A 26,319-nucleotide genomic window follows, 5' to 3' on the forward strand; every position below is an offset into this window, starting at 1 on the left:
TCACTTCTTCTTCCGAGCGGTGCGGCGTCGCTGCGAGGGGCGCCGCGGGGTGCGGTTGGCGGCGCTGTCGGCGGCCCGCAGCGACCGGGCGTGGTCGACGAGTCCGGCGATGAGGGAGCCGAGGTGCGCCTCGGCGGCGATGACGTCGACCGTCAGCCCGTGGTCCTCCGCGGTCTGCGCGGTGGCCGGGCCGATGCACGCGACGACGGTCGAGGGATGCGGCTTGCCCGCGATCCCCACGAGGTTGCGCACGGTGGACGAGGAGGTGAAGAGGACGGCGTCGAAGTCGCCGCGCTTGATGCTCTCGCGGATGGGCGCCGGGGGCGGGGCGGCGCGCACGGTGCGGTAGGCGGTGACGTCGTCGACGTCCCAGCCGGCCTCGCGCAGTCCGTCGACGAGCACTTCGGTGGCGATGTCGGCGCGCGGCAGCAGCACCCGGTTGATGGGGTCGGCGGAGTCCTCGAACTCCGGCCAGTCCTCGAGCAGGCCGCGGGCCGACCACTCCTCGCTCGGCACGAGGTCCGGTGCCACGCCCCAGTCGAGCAGCGCCTGGGCGGTGGGTCCGCCGACCGCGGCGACCTTGACGCCGGCGAGGCAGCGGGTGTCGAGGCCGAACTGCTCGAGCCAGTCGCGCACCGCGCGCACGGCGTTGACCGAGGTGAAGCCCACCCACTGGTAGTCGCCGGTGACGAGGGCGCGGATCGCCTTCTCCATCTGGTTGGGGGTGCGCGGCGGCTGGATCGCGATCGTCGGCACGATCGTGCCGACGGCGCCGTGCTCGGTGAGCAGCTCCGCGGTCGAGGCGCCCTGCTCGCGGGTGCGCGGGATGAGCACCTGCCAGCCGAACAGCGGCTTCGACTCGAACCAGGACAGGTCGCTGCGCTGCTCGATGCCCTGGCCCATGAGCATGACGACCGGCTCGCTCGCGGCGGCCTCGTCGAGCAGCCGGGCGGCGGCCGTCGACATCGTCGCCTCGATCGTGACCTGGTGGACGGTGGAGATCTGGGTGGCGAGCAGCACCGGGGTGGACTCCGGCCAGCCATCGGACAGCAGCGCGGTCAGGGCCTCGATCATCTGCTCGACGGTGCCGCTGATGACGTGGCCGGTGTTGCGGTGCTTGGAGACGTCGGTGTGGGTCTGCGAGCCGGCCTCGACGAAGCGCACGGAGCGCACCCGGTTGGTGGTGATCGGGGTGCCGGTGTAGGCCGACATGGACGAGCTCGTGCCGACGCCGGGGACGATCTCGAACTCGACTTCGTTGCGGCGGCAGGCGGCGGCCTCGTCCGTGGTGGTGGAGAACAGGATGCCGTCGTGCGGGACGAGGCGCACGACGGTGCCGTGCTCGCGGGCGAGCTCGGCGAGTCGGCGGCCGCGGGTCGAGGCGGCCTGGCCGAGCTCCTCGGCGTCGACGAGCGGCACCTCGGTGTCGACGAAGGCCTCGACGATCTCGTCGAGCACGCCCGGGTCGCGGACGACGAGCGCGGCGCGCTCGAGCAGCTCCGCACCCTTGTAGGTCATGAGACCGGGGTCGCCGGGGCCCACGCCGAGGAAGTAGACGAGCGGGCGGGGCTCTCCGCCGTGCAGGGCGGAGAGCGCGGCGGCCGCGGCCGTCGGCGCATTCGTCTGTGCGTTCTTCGGCTCAGTCATCGGTGCCGTCCCTGGTCTCTCCGGCGGCGCCGACGCTCGCCGGGGTGCGCGGATCGACGTGCTCGGACGGCGCGTTGGTGCCGGCCGAGCCGCCGATTGTGATGCCGAGGGCGGAGAGCATCTCATCGGCAGTGTCGGCGCCCAGCGAGCGGGCGGCGTGGCGCACCTCGGCGCGGGTGACCTCGGCGCTGCGGCGGGGCAGGCCCGCCATCCGGCTGACGCGCTGGAGGCGGCCGGCGTCGTCGGCCATGACCCCGGTGATGCTCAGCGAGTGGCCGTCGATCTGCGCGAGCGCGCCGATCGGGGCGGAGCAGCCGGCCTCGGCGCGGGACAGCACGGCGCGCTCGCACATCACCGCGAGCGCGGTCGCCTCGTCGTGGATCGAATCGAGGGCGCGGCGCACCTCGGCGTCGAACTCGCCGAGGTCGGAGTCGACCGAGCGGCACTCGATCGCGAGCGCGCCCTGGCCGGGGGCCGGGAGCATGACGGAGGAATCGATGACGTCGGTGACCTCGGCGAGCCGGCCGAGCCGGCGGATGCCCGCGGCGGCGAGCACGACGCCGTCGATCCGGCCCTCGGTGACGTGGCGGATGCGGGTGTCGACGTTGCCGCGCACCCCGCGCACCTCGATGTCGGGGCGGGCGGCGCGCAGCTGGGCGGCCCGGCGCGGCGAGCCGGTGCCGACGATCGACCCGGCGGGCAGCTCGGACAGAGCGAGTCCGTCGCGGGCGATGAGGACGTCGGAGGGGTCGACGCGCGGCGGCACCGCGGCGAGCTCGATGCCCGGCGCCGGCGCTGTCGGCAGATCCTTGAGCGAGTGCACGGCGACGTCGATCTTGCCGGTGAGGAGCGCGGTGCGGACGCCGGACACGAACACCCCGGTGCCGCCCATCTGGGCGAGCGGGTTCATGTTGACGTCGCCCTCGGTGACGACCTCGACGATCTCCACCCGCCAGCCGGTCTGCGCGGCGATCTGCTGGGCGATCGCAGTGGACTGGGAGCGGGCGAGCATCGACCGGCGGGTACCGAGCCGCAGGGTGCGCCCGGTGGGCTTGGCCGGTTCGATGACGTCGAGCGTGTGGTCGGCGACGGGGCGCAGGCCGTCGGCGGGGATGTAGTGGTTGTTCCGCGCGGTCACCGGAGGCACGCCGGGGGCGCTGACGGCGACCTTCGAGCGGTCGATGCCGTCGGCCTTGGGCTTGGCGGAGAGGTCGAACAGGGTGGTGAGCGCCGCGGCGTAGTCGACCTCGGAGTCGCCGGCGGAGAGCTCCTTGACCTTGACGGTGGGCGTGTGGATGATTTTGTCCACCGCGCGGGCCATCGCCTTGCGGATCTCCGCGAGCGCCCTCTCGTCGACCTTCCCGGCGAGCTTCTTCTCCAGGCGCGCGTACTCGGAGTCGACGGTCGCCTCGGCCTGGGAGCGCAGCGCGCTCACCGTCGGGGCGATGCGGCGGGCCTCGCGGTGGGCGGCGAGGCTCTCCATCTCGGTGCGGATGATTCCGCGCACCTCGGTGATGACGGACACGACGTCGGAGTCGGTGCGGTGGCCGGTGTCGGCGAACATCGCGGACAGGTCCTCGAGGCCGAGCAGGCGGATGTGCGGGAGCTCCTCGACGTCGGGGGCGATGTCGTGGGGCAGCGCGAGGTCGATGAGGAACTTGTTGGGCTGGGCGTCGAGGTCCTGCTGCATGCCGGCGATGATCTGGTCCTGGCCGAGCACGGTGCCGCGGGAGCCGGTGACGGACACGACGAGGTCCGCATCGGCGATCTCGCGGGCGAGGGACTCCTCGTCGAGGGTGATCGCACGGCCGCCCACGGGGGCGACGAGCCGTTCGGCGCGCTCGAGCGTCCGGTTGATCACGGTGATGCGTGCGACCCCGGCGCGGTGGAGGGTGGCGACGGTGAGCCCGGACATCGCACCGGCCCCGACGACGAGCGCGTTCGCCTGCTCGAGCGGGCCGATGTGGGGCACCGCAGCGGCGAGCGCGGTGTCGAGGAGCGACTGGGACACGCTGTCGAGGGCGGTCTCGGAGTGGGCGCGCTTGCCGACGCGCAGCGCTTCCTGGAGGGCGCGGGACAGGTCGCCGGTGAGCGCCCCGGACTCCTGCGCGGAGGTGAACGACTGGCGGAGCTGGCCGAGGATCTGCGCCTCGCCGAGCGCCATCGAGTCGAGGCCGGCGGCGAGGGTGAGGAGGTGCTCCATCGCCTTGGTGTCGAAGTACACGTAGACGTGGTGGGCGAGCTCGTCCCAGGGCAGTCCGACCGCCTCGACGAGCGCGGAGCCGAGGTCGGCGAGACCGCCGTGGAAGGCCTCGACATCGGCGATGAGCTCGAGCCGGTTGCACGTGGCGAGAACGGTCGCCCCGCCGACGTACTTCCCCTCCCGGGCACGGCCGAGGAGGGCGTCGACCCCCGTCGCATCGAGGGCCAGCGCGTCGAGGACCGACATGGGCGCGGACCGGTGGGAGATTCCCAGGACGAGAAGGGTCACTGCTGCTGCTCCGTTGTGTCTGCTGGTGCGTCGGTGTCTGTGCGTGCTCCGGCCGGGTCGGTGCCCGGTGCGGCCGGGCGGGTGTCCGGGGACTCCACGGAGGTGTAGTAGGCCAGCACCTGGAGCTCGGTGGCGAGGTCGACGTGCCGGACGCTGACCTCGGAGGGGACGGTGAGGACGACGGGGGCGAAGCTCATGAGCCCGCGCACCCCGGCGTCCACCGCGGCATCCGCGGCGGCCTGGGCGGAGGAGGCGGGGACGGCGATGACGATGAGCTCGATGCGCTCGGCGGCGACGACGCGGTGGATCTCGGCGACCGGGGCGACGGCGACGCCGCCGACGGTCGTGCCGATGACCGCGGGGTCGATGTCGAAGACGCCGTGGAGGGCGAAGCCGCGGTCGGGGATACCGGCGTAGTCGGCGAGGGCGGAGCCCAGGCGGCCGGCGCCGATGATGCCGATCCGGCGCGTCCGGTCGACGCCGAGGAACTCGCGGATGGTGGCGGCGAGCGCCGCGCAGTCGTAGCCGACACCGCGCCGTCCGGCGGACTCGAGGTGGCTGAGGTCGCGGCGCAGGATCGCGGACCGGACGCCGCACATCCCGGCGAGCTCCTCGCTCGACACGGTGGGGACGCGCTCCGAGATGAGCGCCTCGAGTGCCTGGAGGTAGCCGGGCAGCCGACCCACCACCGGGGCGGGGACAGCGCGCGCGGGCATGCCGGGCCGGGATGCCGACCGGGGCACCGTATCCACCACCGAGCTCACTCCTGTTCCATGTGGTCGCCGGCGGCCGTGGTCATGGCCGGCGGGCGATGAGCGCGTCGATCGCGCGGGCGAGCCGCTGCGGATCGACGCGGTAGAAGCTGTGCTGCCGGCCGTCGAGGAGGACCACCGGCACGTCCCAGCCGTACTTGTCGCGGAGATCGGCGTCGGTGTCGACGTCGACCTCGGTGAGCGTGACGTCGCGGGAGGCGATCGCGGTCTGCACGTTCTCCCGCGCGGTCTCGCACAGATGGCAGTCCCGGCGGGTGAGGAACGTCAGCTCGACGCTCATGCTCTGCTCCCTCGACGGCGCTGGGCCCGGACGGCAGTACGAAGCCCCGCCGGCGTCTCCGACGGGGGCCCGAAGCCGCGGACCAGCGGCTTACTTCTTGTTGCGGCGCTGGTGGCGGGTCTTGCGGAGAAGCTTGCGGTGCTTCTTCTTGGCCATACGCTTGCGACGCTTCTTGATGACAGAACCCACAGTGTTTCCTCACGGAGTCGAAATCCAGGTGAACACGCAGTGCGCACCTGCTGAACTGAACCGCTCGATTCTATCGCTTCCCGGCGTCGAACCCCAAGTTCCCCGTCCCGGTGAGACGCACCCCACGCGGCGGGCGGGGCGCTCGGTGCGCCCCGAGCGGTGGGACGGGGCGCCTCGGCGGCGGGATGCGGCGGAGCAGCGGGGCGGCTCGGCGGCGGGCGTCAGTCGTAGTAAGCGTCGAGGCCGTAGAAGGGGAAGATGTTCTTCCGCGTCGACATCACCGTGCGGTCGAGGTCGGACTCGGGGTCGAATCCCTCGGCCCAGGAGGCGAACATCCCGTCGTGGCCGTCGGTCATGACCTCCGGCGGGGTGACCCCGGCGATCGCGGTGACGTAGTCCTTCCAGCGCTCGGGCAGGGCGGTCGAAGGGGCGATGTCGGCCCCGGCGGCGATCGCGACGAGGTTGACCCAGGCGCGCGGGACGACGTCGACGAGCGCGTACCCGCCGCCGCCGGTCGCGAGCCACCTGCCCTCGGCGTAGTCGTCGGCGAGGTCGCGCACCCATTCGGCGGCGCGGCGCATCGCATCGACGCTGAGCCGCAGGTGGGTGAGCGGGTCGAGGCGGTGACCGTCGCAGCCGTGCTGGGAGATCAGCACCTGCGGGCGGAACTCGCGGATCACGGCGGGCACGACGGAGTCGATCGCGCGCAGCCAGTCGGCGTCGTCGGTGCGCGGGGGCAGGGCGACGTTGACCGCCGAGGCGGAGGCGGAGAGCCCGCCGATGTCGTTGGCGAAGCCGGTGCCCGGGAACAGGAAGCGGCCGTTCTCGTGGAGCGAGATCGTCAGCACGCGGGGGTCGTCCCAGTAGAAGTTCTCCACCCCGTCGCCGTGGTGGGCGTCGAGGTCGAGGTAGGCGATGCGCTCATAACCCTCGGCGAGGAAGTGGTCGATCGCGCCGGCGAGGTCGTTGTAGACGCAGAAGCCGGCGGCGCGGCCCGGCATCGCGTGGTGCATGCCGCCGCAGAAGTTCACTGCGCGCTCGTAGTTCCCGCCGGTGATCGCGCGGGCGGCTTCGACGCTGCCCTGGAAGATGCGGCCGGAGGCCTCGTGGATCTTCTCGAAGCGGGGCACGTCCTCGGTGCCGACGCCGTACTTCTGCGCGGCGGCGTCGTCGATCACACTCGAGCGCTCCGCATCCTTGACCGCGTCGACGAACTCCTGGTAGTGGAGGCGGAGCAGGGTGGGCTCGTCGACCTCGGGGACGCCGGAGATGTGGACGCGAGCGTTGTCGAAGAGCCCGAAATCGGTGGCGAGCTTGGCCGTGAGGTCGAGGCGCAGCGGGTTCATCGGGTGCTCGGGCCCGAAATTGTACTCCGTGAAGGAGTCGTCCCAGATGACGAAAACGTCGGTCTCGCGCCTGCTCATTCCCCCACTGTAGCGCCGAATGCGAGCCGGGTCACTGTCGGTTCGGGGTAGTGGCCGGTGTGGGTTCACAGTGGTGGCCGGTGTGGGTTCGGGGCAGTGGCCGGTGTCGGTTCGGGGGTGCGGGAGAGGTGGGACGGGGGTGATGCGGGGCGTCGGTCCGGCCGACGCGGGCGCTCCCCGGAACCGGGGCGGCACCCGGGCACCGCGGTGCGATGCCGCTGCCGGAGCGGGCAGGAAGTCCATGCCGTCGCTCCGTCTTCAAACCCAACCGAATGTTTAGTAGTCTTCAGTCACCCCCTGATCCACCCGATCCACTCCGACGACAAAGGTGTCCTCACGCTCGAAGACCAGAACCCTTCCTCTCCTCGCACTCGCCTCCTCGAGCGCACTCGTTCTCAGCGGCTGCGCGGGCTCCGCCGGCAGCGGCGGAGGCGCAGGCTCCGGCGGGGGCGAGGGATTCGAGTACGGCGCCTCGCAGGAGGAGGTCGACGCCGCGATCGCCGACCTCGAACCGGTGACGCTCAAGTACCAGCCGCCGGCAGCTTCGCAGAACTCGGTGATGGCTCCGGCCGCGCTCGGGTACAAGGAGTACATCGAGGAGCGCTCGGGCGGCAAGATCGAGATCGAGATCATCTGGGGCCAGGCCATCGCCGGGTACGCGGAGGTCGACGATGCGCTGGCCGACGGCCGCCTCGACCTCGCCTACGATCTGCCGATCTACAACCCGAGCGACTACCCGTCGTTCGACGCCGCGGCGAAGTCCTTCTCCGGCGTGCCGATCTCGCCGATGACCGGTGAGATGGTGATGACCGCGGTCTCGGCGGACATCGGCTGGAGCTCGGAATCGCTGCTCGAGGAGTACGAGGCGCAGGGCGTCACTCCCCTGACCCCGATCGTGTCCTCGGGCGGCTACTACGCCGTGTGCGCCGAACCGGGCTCGCAGCCCGACGACTGGAAGGGCCGGCAGATCCGCGTCGCGAGCACCTCGCATCACGGCGTCGCCAACGCCCTCGGCGCCTCGCCGGTGTCGATGGAATACGTCGAGGTCTTCGAGGCGCTCCAACGCGGCACCGTGGACTGCACCTTCGCACAGCTGCTCCCCTCGGCGGAATCGGGGATCCTCGAGGTCGCCCCGAACATCTCCTACAGCACGGACGAGGCGAGCATGTCCTCGCGCGCGGTCGGCGCCGAGCTCGCCGGGTCGAGCTTCGCGAACCTCCCGCTGGCCTACCAGCAGATCATCTTCGACGCGGCGGCCACCTCGTACTCCGGCTTCGTCGGGATCACGGCCGACGGCAATGCGGAGAGCGTGCGCCAGGCCAAGGAGGCCGGCGGTGAGATCGCGGTCTTCGACCCGGCGACCGAGGAGCTCATCAAGGAGGAGAACGCCCGGCAGCGCCAGGAGGTCGTGGACGGCGGCATCCTCGGCGAGGACATCGACGCCCGGGTCAGCGAGTCGATCGAGACCTGGAGCGGCGCGGTCGAGGAGCTCGGCTTCGAGGACGGCGGCTCATTCGAGGAGATGGACGAGTGGTGGGAGAGCGGCGAGGCCGACATGGCCCCGATGGCCGAGCGCGTGTTCGAGGAGACCGCACTCCCCCACCGCCCGCAGTGATCGGGAGGTGACCGCCGGGCGGACACGTGCCCGTTGACCGTCCGCACGAACCGCCGACGCCCACCCGGAGCGCCATCGCTCCTGGTGGGCGTCGGCACTGTCTACACTGTCCCTATGAATGGACTGTCCCCGTGAACGGTCGCCGGCCGGCCTCCCCGTTCCGCGACCGGGTGCTCTCCCCCGGCCGGCGCCTCCGCGACTTCATCGACGAGGTCGCCGACGCCTCGCCCGCGCGCCTGGCGATGGTGTCGTTCCTCGGGGCGATCGCGATCTTCACCGCGCTCCTCTGCCTGCCGGTCGCCCATCGGAACCCCGAGGACTTCAGCTTCGCCGTCAGCCTGTTCGTCGCGGTCTCGGCGGTCTGCGTCACCGGCCTCTCCCCCGTGGTGACCGAGGAATACTGGTCGGATTTCGGCATCGGCGTCATCACCGCGGCCATCCAGGTGGGCGGCCTCGGCATCCTCACCCTCGCCTCGGTGCTCGGCATGGCCGTGTCGAAGAAGCTCGGGGTGCGGCAGCGCCTCATCGCCGCCCAGGCGACGAACACCTTCCAGATCGGCCAGGTCGGCACCCTGCTGCGCACCGTGGTCTCGACGATCCTCATCGCCGAGGTCATCGTCGCCGGCCTCCTCCTGCCGTCGTTCCTCGGCAAGGGCGAGTCGATCGGCACCGCGATCTGGCACTCGGTGTTCTACGCGATCTCCTCGTTCAACAACGCCGGCTTCACCGTCCACCCCGGCGGGATGGAGCACTTCACGAACGACCCGTGGTTCCTCTCGGTGATCATGGTCTCGGTGTTCGTTGGCTCGCTCGGCTTCCCCGTCGTCCTCATGATCACCATCGCGTGGAACCGGCCGCGGTCGTGGGACCTCCACACCAAGCTCACGCTCGCGACCTCGGCGATCCTCGTGTTCATCGGCTTCGTCATGCTCCTCTTCTTCGAGGCCTCGAACCCCCGTACCCTCGGCGCCGAGGGCCCGGGCCACACCGCCCTCGAGGTACTCTTCATGGCGGTCATGCCGCGCTCGGGCGGGTTCGCGACGATGGAGATCGCGGACATGAATCAGACGAGCCATCTGCTCCTCGACGTGCTCATGTTCATCGGCGGCGGCTCCTCGTCGACGGCCGGGGGCATCAAGGTCACCACGCTCGCGGTGCTCGCCCTCGCCGCGCTGTCCGAGGCCCGCGGCCTCCAGGAGGTCACCGCGTTCCATCGCCGGATCGACCCGCCGGTCATCAAGGTCGCGATCTCGGTGACGCTCGCCGGCAGCGCGCTCGTGTTCGCCGGCACCCTCGCGATGCTCCACTTCACCCGGATGCCGCTCGACCTCGTGCTGTTCGAGGTGATCTCCGCCTTCGGCACGTGCGGCCTGAGCTCGGGGGTCACCGCCGAGGCACCGGACTCCGGCCTCTACGTGCTCAGCGTGCTCATGTTCCTCGGGCGGCTCGGTACGATTACGCTTGCCGCAGCGCTGTCGCAGCAGAACACGCGCCGGTTGTTCCGCTATCCGGAAGAGAGGCCGATCATTGGCTAGGAAGTCCCGCGCCGACCGCGCGTCAGCGATCGAGTCGAGCGCCTCGATCCTCGTCATCGGGCTCGGACGGTTCGGCGGAGCGACGGCGGAGAACCTCATGAAGCTCGGCCGCGAGGTCATGGCGATCGAGAAGAACCCCGAGGCCGTGCAGGAGTGGTCGGGCCGCCTCACCCACGTCGTCGAGGCCGATTCGACGAACATCGAGGCGCTGCGGCAGATCGGCGCCGGGGAGTTCAGCACCGCGGTCGTGGGGATCGGCACCTCGATCGAGGCGAGCGTGCTCACCACCGCGAACCTCGTCGACCTCGGGATCGACCAGGTGTGGGCGAAGGCGATGTCGAACTCGCACGGCAAGATCCTGCGACGGATCGGCGCCGAGCACGTCCTCTACCCGGAGTCCGAGGCGGGCGCCCGCGTGGCGCACCTCGTGTCGTCCCGGATGCTCGACTTCATCGAGTTCGACGACGGGCACTTCGCCGTCGTCAAGATGCGCCCGCCCAAGGAGGTCCAGGGGTTCACCCTGGCCGAGGCGGGGATCCGCGACACGTACGGCGTCACCGTGGTGGGCATCAAGAGCCCCGGCCGCGACTTCACCTATGCCGAGCCCTCGAGCCGGGTGGGCAGCCAGGACGTGCTCATCGTCGCCGGGCACGTCGAGCTCCTCGGCCGCTTCGCCGGCCGCCCCTGAGGGCTGAAGCGCCCCAGGAACCGAATCCCTCGAGCACACGTCCCCATCGACCTGCCGTTTGTGCTCGAACCCTCCGTCGACCTGCCAGTTGTGCTCGAACCCTCCGTCGACCTGCCGGTTGTGCTCGACGAACGGCCCGGAGAACGGGCATATGTGACAGGTCGATGACCGGATCGAGCAGAAACGGCAGGTCGATGGCGCACCGAATGGACTGAGTCTCGGGCCGCGGGCCGATCGGCTGGTGCGAGGGCCGGCTGTGGATGGCAGGGTGACCGGTGCGAGTGGCAGGCTGTGGATCGCCGACCGTCGTCCACACCTCGGCCGCGCCCTGCGCGTCAGGGGCTGGTTCCGCACATCATTGTCGCCATGTCCGCCTCACCGAAGCGCATCGAACTGCCGGCGCTGTTCCGCTCCGCCGACCGCGCCGAGCACGGTCTGTCCCGATATCAGCTGACGCACTCGCGCGGCGCCTCGCGCATCCACCGCGGAGTCTACGAGGACGCAGGCCGCTCCAGCGTCGTCAACGCTCCCCGGTGGGCGGGCCCGACATGGGTTGAGGTGCGGCAGCGGCTGGCCGCGCTGCAGACCGTGCGACCCGATGCCATCGGATCCCACACGACCGCCGCCCTCCTCCTCGGTCTCCCGACCCCCTATGGATCCGAGGCGCTCCTCCACGTCACCGTCCCGCACGGCACCCGTCCTCTCCGCCGGCCCGGAGTCGTCGGACACGAGAGCCGGCACCTCGAACCGCGCGGGCACTGCGGCGTGCACATCAACCGCGGGGACCTGGTGGTGCACGAGCTCGCCGGTCACCTGCCCGCCGGTGACCTCGTCGCGGTCTTCGACGCGCTGCTCGGCACCTGGCAGGACACCCCGGATCTCACCGTGGATGAACTGCGTTCCCTGCTCACCGGTCGCCGCCGCTACCGGGGTCGGCGCACCGCGCTCGACGCCCTGGCGAGAGCGCGTGCCGGTGTCCGGTCCCCGGGAGAGACGCGGACACGGCTCGCAATCGTCGCCGCGGGCCTGCCCGAGCCCGAGGTGGCACCCGCAGTACGGCTGCCGAGCCTCCCCGCTGTGATCCACCCGGACATGGCGTACGTCGGGCCGCGGATCGCGATCGAGTACGAAGGCCCTCAGCACCGGCTCGACGAATCGCAGTGGGATCGCGACATCGAACGCTACGGCGCGCTCGTCCGGCACGGATGGATCGTCATCCGGATCACGCGGCGCACTTCAGCTGCACGATTCTGCCGGGAGGTCCGGGAGGCTCTCGAACTGCGTGCAGTCCCGGTGTGAGGTGCCCTGGAACAGGTCATGCTCCGGTACGCCGACCAGCCACCTGTGCATCATCGACCTGGCACATGCGCTCGATGATCGAGCCCTCCGTCGAGCACACATGGCAGGTCAACGGAGGGTTCGAGCACACGCGTCAGGTGGATGGGTTGCCGGGGCCGCGGCCGCAGCCGTGCGATCAGTCGCCGGCTTCCATCTCCCGGGCCCGGGCGGAGGCGGCGCGGGCGGCGCGCTCGACGATCGCTGTGAAATCGTCGGCGGCGAACGAAGTGATCGCGGCGTGCGTGGTGCCGCCCTTGCTCGTCACCGCGGTGCGCAGCTGCCGGGGATCCGGGGTGTCCTCGAGCAGACGGCCGGCCCCGCTGGCGGTGCCGACGACGATCCGCCGCGCCATGTCCGGGCTCATCCCCTGGGCGATGCCGGCCGCGACGAGCTCCTCGGCGAGGAGGAAGAAGTACGCCACGCCGGAACCGGACAGCCCGATCATCGTCTGCAGCTCGTCCTCGGTCATCGGCACGACGTCACCGGCCCCGGCGAGCAGTTCCGACACCTCGGTCACGGCGTCCTCCGGGACGTCTGCGGTGGCGGCGAGCGCGATGACCCCGTGGCCGATCCCGCTCGGCGTGTTCGGCATGACCCGGATGACCGGCGCGCCGCCGGACCCCTCGGCGAGCTGCGCGAGCGACACCCCGGCGGCCATGGACACGAGGATCGTGCCCGGGCGCAGGGCGTCGGTGATCTCGGCGAGCGTGTCGGCCATGAGCCAGGGCTTGACCCCGAGGAACACGTAGTCGGCCTCGGTGACTGCGCTGCGGTTGGCATCCGCGTCGTCCTCGAGAGCAGCGGTCCGCACGCCGAGCCGGTCGTGGAGCCGCCGGGCGGATTCGCGGGACCGGGTGGTGGCGATGATCGAGGCTGGGTCGGTGTCGCTGCGGAGCACGCCGGCGAGAAGCGCCCCGCCCATGGATCCGGTGCCGATGAATGCGATGGTCATGCGTTCTCCTCGTCTGCGGTCACGGCCGATTCTCCCGACCCGGCAGCCGCCTGAGCGGCATCGAGGCCCAGGTGCTTGCGGGCGAACGCGAGGGATTCGGCGAGCATCTCCTCGCGCGTGGACTTCTTGCGGGCGAACCGGGTGTTGACCTCGACGACGACGTCGCCGGACCAGTTGTGCTTGGCGAGGTGCTGGAGGGTCTCCGCGACCGGCATCGTGCCGCGGCCGGGCACCAGGTGCTCGTCCTTGAGAGAGCCGGCGCCGTCGGTGAGGTGGACGTGGGCGAGGCGGTCGATGATGCCGGCGACGGTCTCGAGCGCGTTCATCCCGGCGGTCGCCGCATGGGAGAAGTCGAAGGTCATCGCGTCGTAGTCCTCGTCGAGCGGATTCCAGTCCGGGTAGTAGACGAGCACCTCGCGCACGCCGGCGCGCCACGGATACATGTTCTCCACCGCGAGGATCATGCCGGTCTCCTTCGACAGCTCGCGCACGCCGGGGACGAACCCCTTGGCGTACTCGCCCTGCCAGCGGAACGGCGGGTGGACGACCACGGACCGGGCACCCACCTCCTTGGCCATCTCGCAGGTGCGCCGGAGCTTGACCCAGTGGTCCTTGTCGAGCACGCGCGGCATGAACAGCAGGGTGGGCGCGTGGAGCGACATCACCGGCAGCCCGGTCTCCGCGGTGAGCCCGCGCATGAGATCGACGTCCTGAGTCTCGGCGTTGTTCGTGATCATCACCTCGACGCCGTCGTAGCCCAGGCGCTGAGCGGCGGCGAACACCTCGGTCACCGTCATCGGGTAGACGGACGAGGTCGAGAGGCCCACCCGGATCGGGTGGTCGGAGACGTGGGTGCGGTCGTGCTCGTAGACCGGATTCCGCGCGAGCTGATCGCGGTGCCGGCGCGAGTCGGCGCGCGCCGAGTTCTTCTTGGTCAGCACCTTGCTGGGGGATCGCTTCTTCGCACTCACGGCACCGAGTCTAGCCCCCGGACCGGCCGGCGCAGGGCTCGGGCGGAGCACGGGGGTCCAGGTAGTCGCCAGCGCCGTTCCCGCCCGCCGGGGCACGCGGGCGACTCCGTGATGCGGACCGCGCCCGCGCCTCGGCGACGGCCGGGTTCAGTCGGTGAGGACCTCGGTCGCGGGGACGCCCGGGAGCGAGATCTCCTCCGAGGTGTCGAGCAGATCGAGCTTGCGCATGATGATGCCCTCGCGCAGTGCCCACGGCGAGATGTGCATCTCCTCGATCCCGAAGATCGTGAAGGCCGCCTCGGCGACGATCGCTCCGGCGAGCACCTGGCCGCCGCGCGCCAGGGAGACGCCGGGTAATTCGGCCCGCTCCTTGGGCGAACGGTTCGCGAGCGCCTCGATGATGTCGGGCAGGTCCGCGCGGCGCAGCATCCGCGGCGCATAGATGCCTTCGCTGCTCGCCGCCGCCCCGCCGATCCGGGCGAGCGAGCGGAACGTCTTCGAGGAGCCGACGACCTTCTCCGGCCGGCCCACGCGGTTGATCTCGCCGGCCACGCGGCCGATCGTGTGGCGGGCGTGCCGGCGCAGGGCGTCGATGTCGTCGGCGCTCGGAGTGTCTGCGGACAGGAAGCGCGAGTGCATGCGGCCGGCGCCCAGCGGCACGGACAGCGCTGCGTCGGGGTACTCGTCCATGCCGGCGGCGATCTCGAGGGAGCCGCCGCCGATGTCGAGGAGCTGGATGCTACCGGCCGACCAGCCGAACCAGCGGCGGACGGCGAGGAAGGTGATGCGTGCCTCCTCCTCGCCGCTCATGACGTTGAGGGTGATCCCCGACTCCTCGCGGATCCGAGCGATCGTCTCCTCGCCGTTGGGGGCACCGCGGATCGCCGAGGTGGCGAAGGCGAGGATCTGCTCGGAGCCCTGCTCCTCGGCGACGGTGATCGCCTCACGGCAGAACTCGACGAGGCGGTTCTGGCCGTAGCCGGAGATCGAGCCGTCGTCCTTGAGGTGCTCGGCGAGGCGGAGGACCTCCTTGTGGGAGGTCGCGGGCAGGGGTGGGGCTCCCACCCGGGCGTCGACCACGAGGAGGTGGACGCTGTTGGATCCGATGTCGAGGACTGCGAGGCGCACGAGGTCAGTCTACTGGCAGGGTGCGGGGGCACGGACCGCGGACTGCGATGCGGTCGGGAGCGGGGGCGGGAGCGGGAGCGGGGGCGGGAGCGCGGACGGGACGGGGGCATGGGCGCGCCTCGTGATCGTACTGCGGAGTATCCGAATCGAAGCGCGCAATTGCGCGGCTCGAATCGGATACCGCGCAGTTCGATGCGGTCGGGTTCAGCGACTGCGCCGGAGGAGCACTTTGATGAGGTGGACGAGGCCGGCGACGACGAACCCGGCGGTGAAGAGGAGGATGATGAACGGGATCACGATCTCGTTGCGCTTGTCCGCATGCCATGCGTCGGCGGGATCGTCGGGGTGGTAGTGGACGATCGCCGGGTCGCCCACGGCCGCGGGTTGCCCCTGGTCGTCCCCGCGGATCGTGCGGCGGGTGCCGGACTCGTCGGTGAACTCGATGGTCGGTCGGTGCACGGTGCGCGGCGGGCCGACGCTGTCGTGCTCCCGGCGCTCCTCGCTCGCGGTGATCGTGCCGGTGGTTTCGACGGCGCCCACTTCCCGCGCGCTGAGCGCGGCGAAGGTGATGGCGGCGGCGATGAGCGTGAGCGCAGCGGCGATTCCGTAGAACGCGAGGATGAAGCCGACGCTCGCCCCACGGCGACGGTCCGACGGACTGCTGCGCATCATGCGGTCAGTCTACGGACCGGGTGCCGAGGTGCGGGTCATCTGGGCCGGGCGCCGAGGTGCGGGTCGCCGAAGCGGATCAGCGCCCGACTGTACCGCGGGGTATCCGATTCGCGGCGCGCAATTGCGCGTCGACTTTCGGATACCCCGCGGTACGGCGAGTCTGCAGCGATGCACTGCGGTACGCACCGCGCACGCGCCCCTCACGGCAATCTGACCTTGCGAACTCTGGCGGATCCGCTCTCAGAAACCTTCGAAAATTGAGGTCTGGAATGGTATTGCGGGATCCCGGCTTCAGGAGCGCCAGTCGTGGCGGGCGAAGGTGAACTCGGGGGGCTGCTTGGCGAAGAAGCCCTCCTGTCCGCGGACGATCTCGCTCGCATACGCCTCGGCCAGCCATCCGCCGGCTGCGGGATCCGGGTCCTCGCCGCGCAGGATCCGCTTGGCCCCGGTCTGGCTCAGCGCGGAGCGGCCGGCGATCGTCGCCGCCATCTCCCGTGCCGTATCGAGCGGGGTGTCGCTCACCCGATGGATGAACCCGAGGTTGAGCGCCTGGTCGAAATCGATGATCTCCGCCGTGAGCAGGAAGTACGTCGCCCAGGCATCCCCGATGATCCCGGCGAGCCGCCGAGTGGGTCCGGGCGGGTAGACGAGTCCGAGCTTCGCGGCGGTGACCCCGTAGATCGTTCCGGGTGCCGCGATCCGGACGTCGCAGGCCGCGGCGAGCTCGGTGCCGCCGCCCACGCAGTTGCCCTCGATCGCGGCGATCGTCGGGACATCCACGGCGGCGAGCGCCTCCTCGGCCTCGGCGTTTGCCGCCCAGAAGTCCGCCAGAGGCACATCGAGATCCCCGATGTCGGACCCGGCGGAGAAGTGCCCGCCGGCCCCGGTGAGGATGAGCACCTCGATCCCGGGGTCGGCGTCGATCGCGGCCATGATGTCCGGCAGCGCCAGCCACATCTCGCGCGAGAGCGCATTGCGCTTGGCCGGGCGGGACAGGACGAGGGTCCCGACCCCACCGGAGACGGTGAGATCGAAACCCTCGACCAGTGCGTGATCGTTCACGCTGCTCAGTCCGACTTCGTCGGGACCGAGCGCTGCTCCTCGCCGTCGTAGGCCGACAGCGGGCGGATCAGCGCATTGGAGGCCTGTTGCTCCATGATGTGCGCCGTCCAGCCGGTGATGCGGGCCATGACGAAGATCGGCGTGAACTGCGGGGTGTCGAAGCCCATGAGGTGGTAGGCCGGGCCCGACGGGTAGTCGAGGTTCGGGTAGATCCCCTTGCGCCCGACGAAGTCCTCCTCGAAGGCGTTGTACAGGTCGAGGAGATCGGTCGCGCCCTTGGCCTCGACCATGTCCTCGAAGGCCTTGCGCATGGTGGGCACGCGCGAGTCGCCGTTCTTGTAGACGCGGTGGCCGAAACCCATGATCTTCTCTTTGTTCTCGAGCGCCTTGTCGATCCACGCCGAGGCCTTGTCGGCGGTGCCGACCTCCTCGAGCATCGCCATGACGGCCTCGTTGGCACCGCCGTGCAGCGGTCCCTTGAGGGCGCCGATCGCACCGGCGACCGCGGAGTACATGTCCGAGGTCGTCGAGGTGATGACGCGGGCGGTGAACGTCGAGGCGTTGAAGGAGTGCTCGGCGTAGAGGATCATCGACACGTCGAAGCAGCGCACGACCTCCTCGGCCGGCACCTCGTCGAAGACCATCTTGAAGAAGTTGGCCGCGTAGCCGAGGTCCTCGGTCGGTGCGACCGGGTCGAGGCCGTGGCGACGGCGGTGGTCGACGGCGACGATCGTCGGCAGCTGGGCGTACATCCGCTCGGCCTTGGCGAGGTTCGCCTCCGGCCCCTCGACATCGGCCTCCGGGTCCACGGCGCCGAGGTAGGCCGCCGCGGTCTGCACGACGTGCATCGGGTGGCAGTCGGTGGGCAGGGAGAGGATGAGATCGATGAGCTTCTGGTCGATCGCGCGCTGGCCGCGCTCCCGGGCGGTGAACTCCGCGAGCTGCTCGGGCGTCGGCAGCTCGCCGTGCCAGATGAGGTAGGCGACCTCCTCGAACGAGCAGTTCGCGGCGAGCTCCTGCACGGGGTAGCCGCGGTAGGTCAGCGAGTTGGTCTCCTGCACGACCTTGGAGACCTTCGTCGTGTCGACGACGACGCCGGCGAGGCCCTTCTTGATGTCCTGATCGGTCACTGGTGACCCTCCTGAGAGAAGTTGAAGACGGCGGCGTCGAAGTCGTTGTACGCCGCGTAGTCGATGGTTTCGTAGAGGTCGGCCCGGGTCTGCATGCCGTCGAGCAGCGTCACCTGGGTTCCGGTGTCGCGGATCGTCTGCAGTCCGGACTTGATCGCGCCCATCGCCAGGCGCAGCGTGGTGACCGGGTAGATCACCAGGCGCACGCCGGCGTCGGCGAGCTGCTCGGTGGTGAACAGCTCGCTCTTGCCGAACTCGGTCATGTTCGCCAGGATCGGCACGTCGACGGCCTGCGCGAAGGTCTCGAACTCGCCGAGGTCGCGCATCGCCTCGGGGAAGATCATGTCCGCCCCGGCATCGATGTAGGCCTTGGCCCGGTCGATCGCGGCGTCGAGGCCCTCGCCGGCGCGGGAGTCGGTGCGGGCGCAGATGACGAAGTTCTCATCCCGCCGACCCTTGACGGCCGCGGAGATCCGCTTGACCATCTCCGCGGTGCCCACGACCTCCTTGCCGTCGAGGTGGCCGCACCGCTTGGGGTTGACCTGGTCCTCGAGGTGCATGCCGGCCAGGCCGGCGTCCTCGAACTCCTGCACGGTGCGCGCGACGTTCATCGCCTCGCCCCAGCCGGTGTCCGCGTCGATGAACGTCGGCAGGTTCGTCACCCGGGAGATCGCCCGGCCGTGGTCGGCGACCTCGGTGAGCGTGGTCAGGCCGATGTCGGGCAGCCCCTGCGCCGCGGAGAACGCGCCGCCGGAGATGTAGATGCCCTCGAAGCCGATCTGCTCGATGATCTGGGCGTTGATCGGGTTGATCGCACCCGGGAACTGGACGATCTCACTGCCGGCGAGCAGTTCGCGGAACCGCCTGCGCCGGTCGGCGGGTGTGGTGGTGGCTCCGAGCATCTCAGAAGATTCCCTTCGATCCGGTGTGCTCGAGGCCGTCGACCGCGAAGCTCAGCTGCGCGACGTCGTCGGCGCCGAGGTTCTCGAGGTTCTGGGCGAGGTCGAGGAACCGGTCCTGCTCGGCGTCGGACACGATGCCGTCGGCCAGGGTGCGGAACTTCTCGACGTAGTTCGCCCGGGCGAACGGACGCGCACCGTGCGGGTGGGCGTCGGCGACGGCGATCTGGTCCTCGATCACGGAGCCGTCCTCCATCTCGACGACCACACGACCGCCGAAGGCGATCTCGTCCGGGTCGGTCGAGTGGTAGCGGCGGGTCCACTCGGGATCCTCGGTGGTGACGATCTTGCGCCACAGCTCGACGGTCTCCGGGCGGCCGGCGCGCTCGGGGGCGTAGGACTTCTCGTGGTGCCAGCCCTGGTCCTCCATCGCGACGGCGAAGATGTACATGATCGAGTGGTCGAGGGTCTCGCGCGAGGCCTTCGGGTCCATCTTCTGCGGGTCGTTCGCCCCGGTGCCGATGACGTTGTGGGTGTGGTGCGAGGTGTGGATGGTGATCTTGCGGATCTTCGACTTGTCCTCGATCTGCGCTCCCATCCGGCGGGCGAGGTCGATGAGCGCCTGCGCCTGGTACTCCGCGGAGTGCTCCTTGGTGTAGGTGTCGAGGATCGCGCGCTTGGCCTCGCCCTGGCCCGGCAGCGGCACGGTGTAGCGGGCCTCGGGACCGGACAGGATCCAGGCGATGAAGCCGTCCTCGCCCTCGTAGATCGGGCTCGGGGCGCCTTCGCCGCGCATCGCCCGGTCGACGGCCTCGACGGCCATCTTGCCGGCGAACGCCGGGGCGTGGGCCTTCCAGGTCGAGATCTCGCCCTTGCGGGACTGGCGGGTGGCGGTGGTGACGTGGAGCGCCTGCTGGATGGCCTGGAAGGTCACCTCGGTGGGCAGGTGGAGGAGCGCGCCGATGCCGGCCGCGGCGGACGGGCCGAGGTGCGCGACGTGGTCGATCTTGTGCTCGTGGAGGCAGATGCCCTTGGCGAGGTCGACCTGGATCTCGTAGCCGGTGGCGATGCCGTTGATGAGGTCCTTGCCGCCGATGCCCGCGTGCTGGGCGACGGCGAGGATCGGCGGGATGTTGTCGCCGGGGTGCGAGTACTCCTTGGCGAGGAAGGTGTCGTGGAAGTCGAGCTCGCGCACGGCCACGCCATTGGCCCATGCGGCCCACTCCGGTGAAACGCGCTCGCTCAGCTGCAGGCCGAAGACCGGGGCACCGGGCTTCGTCGGGTGAGTCTGCGCCTGCTCGCGCGCGTGGGTGGGGGCACCGCGCCGAACCGAGGCGGCCGCGACGGAGGCGTTGTCGATGATGCGGTTGATGACCATGTCGGTGACGTCTGCGTCGACCGCGACCGGGTCGGAGGCGACCTCGGCGATCTTCCAGGCCAGCTGCTCTTCGCGCGGCAGGTCCTCGGAGCTCTTGTAGGTCCGGACTTCGTGATTGATCATGGAGATTCTCCTCGTGTCGACGTCGACCGCGGACAGGGCGGGCGCGGGTGTTCGGCGAGCGGCCGTCCCTTCCACTCTATGCCCTGGGTGCAGGCGGGTGTGCTCCGGGCAACAATGTATCTCGATATCAAGATACTTGGTGCGCGGGCGACTCGGCAACCCCGCCGGGGCCCAGGGGAACCGCCTTCCTTCCCCGCGGCGGTCGCGTGTGACAGCATGAAACCATGACGCGCACCGCACTCGACTACGACGACAACTGGCTCGAACCGGACGAGCTCGCGAGCATCCGCCGCCGCATGCCGATCACCTATGTCAACGCGGTGCCGGTGCAGCTCGGCGACCACGGTCAGGTGACGAAGGTGGGCCTGCTGCTGCGCACGCTCGAGGACGACGGCTCGCTCGGCCGGGAGATCGTCGGCGGCCGGGTGCGCTACCACGAGCCGCTCCGCTCGGCGCTCGTTCGCCATGTGGAGAAGGACCTCGGCCCGCTCGCGCTGCCGCAGATCCCCCCGGCGCTGACCCCGTTCCACGTCGCGGAGTACTTCCCCACGCAGATGGGGCCCTCGCCCTATCAGGACCCGCGCCAGCACGCGGTCGCCCTGTGCTACATCCTGCCGGTGCAGGGCGAGTGCTCCCCGCGCCGCGATGCGCTCAGCCTCGACTGGCTGACCCCGGCCGAGGCGATCCGCGAGGACGTCGTCGCAGAGATGTGCCACGGCCAGGAGCACATCGTGCGCGCCGCCCTGGCCCACCTCGGAATCCTTCCCTGAGGTTCTGAGGTTCTGAGAAGCCTGGGGTTCCGAGGCGCCTGGACCTGAAGGCTTGAAGGTTTGAACGCCTGAAGGTCTGGTGGTCTGGAGGCCTGAGCACTGAGGTCCCGGCGCCCTCGCGCGCAGCCCGCCCCTCGAACTGCGCGGTATCCGAGACCGAGCGCGCAATTGCGCGTCACGTTCCGGATACCGCGCAGTTCGTCCATGCGTCATCCCATACATAGGTCCTCCCGTCCATGGGCCTTCTCGTCCACGGGTCCCCCCGTCCACGAGTCCCCCACGGACTGCACGGACCCCACCTCTGCGCTATGCTCGTCCTCACGACAGGGGAGCGCCACCAGGGCGCTGAGAGTGCGAGCATCGCAGACCCTCGAACCTGACGCGGTTCATACCGCCGGAGGAAGTCGAGTCTCTTCATCCCCTCCTGCCATTCACAGGAGGATCCACCATGGCACCGTCATCGTCATTCCCCGAACCCGCGGACCGGGTTCCCGCGGACACTGCTCCCGCGGACTCCGTCTCCTCCGACCGAGTTCCCGCGGACACGGCTCCGTCCCCGGCCTCGGCCTCGGGCGCAGACGCGCATCCGCCCACCCCGGAACCGGACCCCGCGCCGCCGAGCCGTCTGCGCTGGCGGGTCGTCGACATCGTCGTCGCCTCGGTGCTCGGCGTCGCGGTGGGCGTCGTGTTCTGGGTGTGGTCGACGGCCTGGTCGACGCTCTCGCTGCCGTTCCTCGCCTTCCCGCCCGCCGCGGGCCTGCTCACCGGCGTGTGGGTGCTCGCCGGGCCGCTCGGCGCGATGATCATCCGCCGACCCGGCGCCGCGCTCTACTGCGAGATCCTCGCCGCCGCCGTGTCCGCCGTGCTCGGCACCCAGTGGGGCATGCAGGTCCTCATCTCCGGCGCGCTCCAGGGCCTCGGCGCCGAGCTCGTCGTCCTCCTCCTGCTCTACCGCCGCTTCGGCCCGGTCGTCACCCTGCTCTCCGGACTCGGCGCCGGACTGTTCCTGGGCCTCGGCGAGAACCTCATGTACAACACCGAATGGCAGCCGGCCTGGCAGCTCGTCTACCTCGCCGCGGCCGGCGTCTCCGGGCTCGTGCTCGCCGGGGGCGGCACCCTGCTGGCGGTCCGGGCGCTGCGCCGCACCGGGGTGCTCGCCCCGCTCGCCTCCGGCCGCACCGCCGCCGAGGTGTGAGCCGGCCGATGCGCACCACCGGCCGTCCGGCCCCGGCAGTGAGCTCCGCTCGGGGGCCTGCGGTCATCACCGCCCGCGGCTACGGCTGGCGGCACGCCGGCCGGAAGGCGCCTGCCCTCACCGACATCGACCTCGCCGTGCCCGCCGGTCAGCGGGTGCTCCTCGTCGGCGCATCGGGCTCGGGGAAGTCGACGCTCCTCCACGCGCTCACCGGAGTGCTGCCGGCCGACTCCGGGCACCGCACCGGGGAGCTGCTCGTCGACGGCCGTCGCCCCGATCCGGCTCGCGGCCGCTCCGGGCTCGTCCTCCAGGACCCCGAATCCCAGGTGATCCTCGCCCGGGCCGGGGACGACGCAGCCTTCGGGATGGAGAACCTCGGGGTCGACCCCGAGGACATCTGGCCGCGCGTCGACGCCGCGCTGCACACCGTCGGCCTCGGTCCGGGCGGGGCCGCCGCTGCCGAGGCGCGGGCCCGGCTCACCCGCACCCTGTCCGGCGGGCAGAAGCAGCGCCTTGCGCTCGCCGGGGTGCTCGCGATGGAACCGGGGCTCATCGCACTCGACGAGCCGACGGCGAACATCGACCCCGCCTCGGCTCCGGTGCTGCGCGATGCCGCGCTCCGCGCGCAGGCGGTCACCGGGGCCACGCTCCTCGTCGTCGACCATCGGGTGGACCTGTGGTGCGATCACGTCGACCGCGTCGTCGTCCTCGACCGGTCGCGGATCGTCGCCGATGGCACCCCGGACCTCCTCACCGACCCCGGGCTCCGCGACCTGCTGCGCACCGCAGGCGTCCGCATCCCCGGCACTCCCCCGCCACCGGCACGACGGCCCGCCGCCGGAGGGGAGGCGCTGCTCACCGCCCGCGACCTGGCCGTCACCCGTCCCGGCCGGCGGGAACCCGTCGCAGGCGGCATCGACCTCACGCTCTGCGCCGGCACGGCGACCGCGCTCGTCGGGCCGAACGGAGCGGGGAAGTCGACGACCGCGCTCACCCTCGGCGGGCTGCTGCGCCCGGCGGCCGGCGCGGTCTGGGCGACCGACGCGCTGCTCCGCACCCACCGGCCGGTCCCCCGCCGCCGGGAACCGGCCGCGTGGCGCTCGCGCGAGCTCGTCACCCGCATCGGCTCGGTGTTCCAGGAGCCCGAGCACCAGTTCCTCACCGACTCGGTCGCCTCCGAGCTCGCCTTCGGACTCCACCGGGCCAGGCTCCCCGAGGCGCGGATCCGGGACCGGGTCGATGAGCTGCTCGGCGTGCTGCGCCTCGCGCACCTCGCCCGCGCCCACCCCCACACCCTGTCCGGTGGGGAGAAGCGGCGGCTGTCCGTAGCGTGCATGCTCGCCTGCTCCCCACCCCTGCTCGTCCTCGATGAGCCGACGTTCGGGCAGGATGCCGCGACCTGGGAGGGGCTGCGCCTGCTGCTCACCGCGGAGCTCGACCGCGGGACCGGGATCCTCCTCGTGTCCCACGACGAGCCGTTCATCGCAGCGCTCGGGGCGCACGAGCACCCCGTCAGGGCGCGCACGGCGGTGGGCGCGGCATGAGCACACTCGCACCCCGGGCCACGCCGCTCGTGCGCTGCAACCCGGTAACCAAGCTCGCGGCCGGGTTCATCCTCATGTTCGCCGTCCTGCTCAGCGTCGACGTCGTGTCCGCCGGGGTGCTCCTCCTGCTCGAGCTCGCGCTCCTGCCGCTCGCCGGCCTGCCGTGGCGCACCGTCGTGGGCCGGACGTGGTTCCTCCCGATCATCGCGCTCACCGGCGGCTGGAGCACTGCGCTGTTGGCGGAGAAGACCGGGGCGACCGTCGTCGACCTCGGTCCGGTGCTCCTCACCGCGGACTCGCTCACGGCCGGGGCGGCGATCGGCCTGCGCACCATGGCGCTCGCGCTGCCGGCGGTCGTGCTCCTCGCCACGATCGACCCCACGGATCTGGCCGACGGGCTCATCCAGAAGCTCCGCGTGTCGGAGCGCTTCGCGCTCGCGGCGCTCGCGGCCGGGCGGCTCGTCTCCCTGTGGATCGCGGAGTGGCAGGTGCTGCGGATGGCGCGGCGGGCGCGCGGGGTCGGCGGTTCCGGGCCGCTGTCCCACCTCGGCGCGTTCTTCCCGGTGATGTTCGCCCTCCTGGTCCAGGCGATCCGTCGCGGCACCCGCCTGGCGATGGCGATGGAGGGGCGCGCGTTCGGGGCCCCGGGCCGCACCTGGGCCAGGACCTCGCGCTTCGCCGCGCGCGACCTCGGGCTCCTCGCCGGGGCACTGCTCATGGCCGCGACCGCCGTGGGCGCGGCGATCGCGACGGGCTCCTGGAACCTCATCGTGTGAGATGCGCCCGGGGCGCGGGGGCGTGGGGGCGCGGGCGGTGCGGCGCGGGCGGTGCGGCGCGGCTGACCGAACTGCGGAGTATCCGAAAACAGGCGCGCAATTGCGCGTTGCGCTCTGGATACTCCGCAGTTCGACAGTGAGGGCGCGCGAGTGAGCGGCCAGGTGAGGGCGCGGGTCCCCGGGTGGCGGGCGCGTTCGACCTAGCGGGTGATGAGGGCGACGCTGTGGGCGACGGTGAACCAGGCGTCGGGGCCCTCGCACCAGCTGCGCCAGCCGTCGGCGATCCGCTCGAGCTCCTCCTGGGAGGCGAACCCGTAGGCCACGATGTCCTCGGCGAGCGCGGTGCGTGAGACGCGGTCGGCCCAGGTCTGCGACCACCAGCCGCAGTCCTCCGGGTTCGCGAACACCCACGGCCGGGACAGGTAGTCGACCGCGGCCGGCCCGTGGCCGAGCACCCGCGGGGCCGCGGCGTTCGTCCAGGCGCGGAGGAACACCCCGGCATCGGGCTCGCCGCCGTTGCGCCGGGCCGTCTCCCGGTAGAGCTCGAGCCAGCGGCTGATCTCCGGGGACTCGGGGTGCCAGCGGAAGCCGGCGTAGTCGGATTCCGTGACGGACACGGTGCCGCCCGGGCGGACCACGCGGATCGCCTCGGCGAGTGCGGTCACCGGATCCGCGACGTGCTGGAGCACCTGGTGGATGTGGACGGCATCGAAGAAGGCGTCCTCGAAGGGCAGCTCATGGCAGTCGGCGACGACGACGTCGATCATGTCGACGCCGCGCCGCTGCGCCTCCGCACGGGTGAGGGCGGCGCTCTCCTCGGCCCGCTCCACCGCGGTCACGTGCGCCACGTGCCCGGCGAGGTCCCAGGTGATCGTGCCGGCGCCGGAGCCGATGTCGAGGATCCGCATCCCGGGCTCGAGGCGTGCGAGCAGGTCCGGTGCGCAGCGCTGCGCGGTGCGCCACGAGTGGGAACGGATCACCGACTCCTCGTACCCGTGGGTGTACTTCGGCTGTGCGCTCATCGCAGCTCCTTCAGCAGGTCCTTGAACCAGGCCCGCCATTCCTCGACGGCGCCTGCGCTGCCCAGTCTGCTGATCTGGAAGGCCGCAGTGCTCCGCACATCCGCACTGCGGACAGCCTCCCGGCCGGATTCGCCCGCTGCGCCCTCGGCCTGCTTCCGATCGCGGGTCGGGGCCTTGGCGCCGATCGTCGCGGTCACGCGGGTGCCGTCGGCGAGCTTCGCCCGCCAGTACTGCCACTTCTCCGTGCCCGAGGTGGTGGGCTCCTCCGCGAAGTCGACCCCACCCAGCCCGGTGCGGCCGGCCATGAGGGTTTCGACGGCGGCGAGCACCTGTGCGGGGTCGCCGGGCAGTGTCTTCGACACGCTGACCTGGAAGGTGCCGTCGCTCACCTGGCCCGGGAGGCGGCGGCCGATCTGCTGCTCAAAGGCGACGGCGGCGCTCTGCGCCCACCAGCCGGCGTTGTCGACCTTCCCCCGGAACAGCGTGTGGGCGGCCGCGGCGAGCCCGGCGTGATCGGTGTCCGCACCGCCGGCGGCATCGAGGGCGGCGCTGATCTCCGACCACGGCAGGCCGGTGGCGGATTCGATGGCGGCGGTGCTGCCGGGCCGGGTGGTCATGGCGTGCGGTCCTCCGTGGAGTGGGAGAGGCGTCGTGGGACGGACACTGTGGGTCGGGCGCTGGGAGCCGGGGGACGGGCGCCCCGGGATGGGCACTGCG

24 protein-coding genes and 1 riboswitch are annotated in these 26,319 nt (G+C 71.2%); of the genes, 8 read left to right on the plus strand and 16 right to left on the minus strand.

Annotation, left to right across the window (positions count from 1 at the left end; genetic code table 11):
• The 6 genes from ABD883_RS03970 to ABD883_RS03995 all read right to left on the minus strand — a co-directional run bounded on the left by ABD883_RS03970 (position 1) and on the right by ABD883_RS03995 (position 6,804).
• On the minus strand, positions 1 to 1,647 hold the full coding sequence (locus tag ABD883_RS03970) for a bifunctional uroporphyrinogen-III C-methyltransferase/uroporphyrinogen-III synthase (RefSeq protein WP_345030010.1): 1,647 nt from the start codon (positions 1,645 to 1,647) through the stop codon (positions 1 to 3).
• Positions 1,640 to 4,138 (minus strand): glutamyl-tRNA reductase, encoded by a 2,499-nt coding sequence (hemA, locus tag ABD883_RS03975; RefSeq protein ID WP_345030013.1) that lies wholly within the window; start codon positions 4,136 to 4,138, stop codon positions 1,640 to 1,642. The genes ABD883_RS03970 and hemA overlap by 8 nt, the downstream gene beginning before the upstream one ends.
• The gene (locus ABD883_RS03980) at positions 4,135 to 4,854 is read right to left on the minus strand and encodes a redox-sensing transcriptional repressor Rex (protein ID WP_345030016.1); all 720 of its coding nucleotides are present in this window, start codon (positions 4,852 to 4,854) and stop codon (positions 4,135 to 4,137) included. Before ABD883_RS03980 ends, hemA begins: the two co-directional genes overlap by 4 nt.
• A 79-nt stretch (positions 4,855 to 4,933) precedes the next feature.
• Positions 4,934 to 5,191, minus strand: coding sequence for a glutaredoxin family protein (locus tag ABD883_RS03985; RefSeq protein WP_137318026.1), 258 nt, complete (start codon positions 5,189 to 5,191; stop codon positions 4,934 to 4,936).
• Positions 5,192 to 5,281: 90 nt separating this feature from the next.
• On the minus strand, positions 5,282 to 5,380 hold the full coding sequence (locus ABD883_RS03990; protein ID WP_003792170.1) for a 30S ribosomal protein bS22: 99 nt from the start codon (positions 5,378 to 5,380) through the stop codon (positions 5,282 to 5,284).
• A gap of 221 nt (positions 5,381 to 5,601) precedes the next feature.
• Complete coding sequence (locus ABD883_RS03995; RefSeq protein WP_345030019.1) at positions 5,602 to 6,804, minus strand: acetoin utilization protein AcuC; 1,203 nt, start codon at positions 6,802 to 6,804, stop codon at positions 5,602 to 5,604.
• Between the two features lie 328 nt (positions 6,805 to 7,132).
• Here ABD883_RS03995 and dctP point away from each other — a divergent pair, with 328 nt between their 5' ends.
• The 4 genes from dctP (at position 7,133) to ABD883_RS04015 (ending at position 11,941) form a co-directional block, all read left to right on the plus strand.
• Entirely contained in the window at positions 7,133 to 8,419 is a 1,287-nt protein-coding gene (dctP, locus tag ABD883_RS04000; RefSeq protein ID WP_345030022.1) for a TRAP transporter substrate-binding protein DctP, read from the plus strand.
• 131 nt (positions 8,420 to 8,550) lie between these two features.
• Complete coding sequence (locus ABD883_RS04005; protein WP_254668845.1) at positions 8,551 to 9,954, plus strand: TrkH family potassium uptake protein; 1,404 nt, start codon at positions 8,551 to 8,553, stop codon at positions 9,952 to 9,954.
• The gene (locus tag ABD883_RS04010; protein WP_175406789.1) at positions 9,947 to 10,642 is read left to right on the plus strand and encodes a potassium channel family protein; all 696 of its coding nucleotides are present in this window, start codon (positions 9,947 to 9,949) and stop codon (positions 10,640 to 10,642) included. Before ABD883_RS04005 ends, ABD883_RS04010 begins: the two co-directional genes overlap by 8 nt.
• 366 nt (positions 10,643 to 11,008) lie before the next feature.
• Complete coding sequence (locus ABD883_RS04015) at positions 11,009 to 11,941, plus strand: hypothetical protein (RefSeq protein ID WP_345030026.1); 933 nt, start codon at positions 11,009 to 11,011, stop codon at positions 11,939 to 11,941.
• A gap of 175 nt (positions 11,942 to 12,116) precedes the next feature.
• Here the strand turns inward: ABD883_RS04015 and proC are convergent, their stop codons facing one another.
• The 8 genes from proC to ABD883_RS04055 all read right to left on the minus strand — a co-directional run bounded on the left by proC (position 12,117) and on the right by ABD883_RS04055 (position 20,295).
• Positions 12,117 to 12,932 carry a pyrroline-5-carboxylate reductase gene (gene proC / locus ABD883_RS04020; RefSeq protein WP_345030029.1) on the minus strand — a complete coding sequence of 272 codons (816 nt, stop codon included), beginning with the start codon at positions 12,930 to 12,932 and terminating at the stop codon, positions 12,117 to 12,119.
• Positions 12,929 to 13,903, minus strand: a complete 975-nt coding sequence (locus ABD883_RS04025; protein ID WP_345030031.1) for a sugar phosphate isomerase/epimerase family protein — start codon at positions 13,901 to 13,903, stop codon at positions 12,929 to 12,931. Before ABD883_RS04025 ends, proC begins: the two co-directional genes overlap by 4 nt.
• A gap of 147 nt (positions 13,904 to 14,050) precedes the next feature.
• Positions 14,051 to 15,031, minus strand: a complete 981-nt coding sequence (locus tag ABD883_RS04030; RefSeq protein WP_345030033.1) for a Ppx/GppA family phosphatase — start codon at positions 15,029 to 15,031, stop codon at positions 14,051 to 14,053.
• Positions 15,032 to 15,235: 204 nt separating this feature from the next.
• Positions 15,236 to 15,703: a DUF3592 domain-containing protein gene (locus ABD883_RS04035; RefSeq protein WP_345030035.1), complete on the minus strand. Its 468-nt coding sequence runs from the start codon at positions 15,701 to 15,703 to the stop codon at positions 15,236 to 15,238.
• A gap of 291 nt (positions 15,704 to 15,994) precedes the next feature.
• The gene (locus tag ABD883_RS04040) at positions 15,995 to 16,765 is read right to left on the minus strand and encodes an enoyl-CoA hydratase/isomerase family protein (RefSeq protein ID WP_247618266.1); all 771 of its coding nucleotides are present in this window, start codon (positions 16,763 to 16,765) and stop codon (positions 15,995 to 15,997) included.
• A gap of 5 nt (positions 16,766 to 16,770) precedes the next feature.
• Positions 16,771 to 17,895 carry a bifunctional 2-methylcitrate synthase/citrate synthase gene (locus ABD883_RS04045; protein ID WP_247618265.1) on the minus strand — a complete coding sequence of 375 codons (1,125 nt, stop codon included), beginning with the start codon at positions 17,893 to 17,895 and terminating at the stop codon, positions 16,771 to 16,773.
• The gene (prpB, locus tag ABD883_RS04050; protein WP_247618264.1) at positions 17,892 to 18,797 is read right to left on the minus strand and encodes a methylisocitrate lyase; all 906 of its coding nucleotides are present in this window, start codon (positions 18,795 to 18,797) and stop codon (positions 17,892 to 17,894) included. Before prpB ends, ABD883_RS04045 begins: the two co-directional genes overlap by 4 nt.
• A 1-nt stretch (position 18,798) precedes the next feature.
• On the minus strand, positions 18,799 to 20,295 hold the full coding sequence (locus ABD883_RS04055; RefSeq protein WP_247618263.1) for an MmgE/PrpD family protein: 1,497 nt from the start codon (positions 20,293 to 20,295) through the stop codon (positions 18,799 to 18,801).
• Positions 20,296 to 20,519: 224 nt separating this feature from the next.
• Between ABD883_RS04055 and ABD883_RS04060 the strand changes: the two genes are divergently transcribed.
• The 4 genes from ABD883_RS04060 to ABD883_RS04075 all read left to right on the plus strand — a co-directional run bounded on the left by ABD883_RS04060 (position 20,520) and on the right by ABD883_RS04075 (position 24,580).
• Positions 20,520 to 21,065, plus strand: coding sequence for a DUF4916 domain-containing protein (locus ABD883_RS04060; RefSeq protein ID WP_137318037.1), 546 nt, complete (start codon positions 20,520 to 20,522; stop codon positions 21,063 to 21,065).
• A gap of 315 nt (positions 21,066 to 21,380) precedes the next feature.
• Positions 21,381 to 21,485: riboswitch (TPP riboswitch) on the plus strand.
• Between the two features lie 28 nt (positions 21,486 to 21,513).
• Entirely contained in the window at positions 21,514 to 22,260 is a 747-nt protein-coding gene (locus ABD883_RS04065) for an ECF transporter S component (protein WP_295689885.1), read from the plus strand.
• Positions 22,261 to 22,268: 8 nt separating this feature from the next.
• On the plus strand, positions 22,269 to 23,804 hold the full coding sequence (locus tag ABD883_RS04070) for an ABC transporter ATP-binding protein (RefSeq protein ID WP_345030044.1): 1,536 nt from the start codon (positions 22,269 to 22,271) through the stop codon (positions 23,802 to 23,804).
• Entirely contained in the window at positions 23,801 to 24,580 is a 780-nt protein-coding gene (locus ABD883_RS04075; protein ID WP_101652287.1) for an energy-coupling factor transporter transmembrane component T family protein, read from the plus strand. Before ABD883_RS04070 ends, ABD883_RS04075 begins: the two co-directional genes overlap by 4 nt.
• Positions 24,581 to 24,780: 200 nt before the next feature.
• Here ABD883_RS04075 and ABD883_RS04080 read toward each other — a convergent pair whose 3' ends face one another.
• Complete coding sequence (locus ABD883_RS04080; protein ID WP_345030048.1) at positions 24,781 to 25,602, minus strand: class I SAM-dependent methyltransferase; 822 nt, start codon at positions 25,600 to 25,602, stop codon at positions 24,781 to 24,783.
• Positions 25,599 to 26,219 (minus strand): hypothetical protein, encoded by a 621-nt coding sequence (locus ABD883_RS04085; RefSeq protein ID WP_247618259.1) that lies wholly within the window; start codon positions 26,217 to 26,219, stop codon positions 25,599 to 25,601. The genes ABD883_RS04080 and ABD883_RS04085 overlap by 4 nt, the downstream gene beginning before the upstream one ends.
• Between the last annotated feature and the right edge of the window lie 100 nt (positions 26,220 to 26,319).

This window comes from Brevibacterium pityocampae, assembly GCF_039541555.1.
Taxonomy (GTDB): Bacteria; Actinomycetota; Actinomycetes; order Actinomycetales; family Brevibacteriaceae; genus Brevibacterium; species Brevibacterium pityocampae.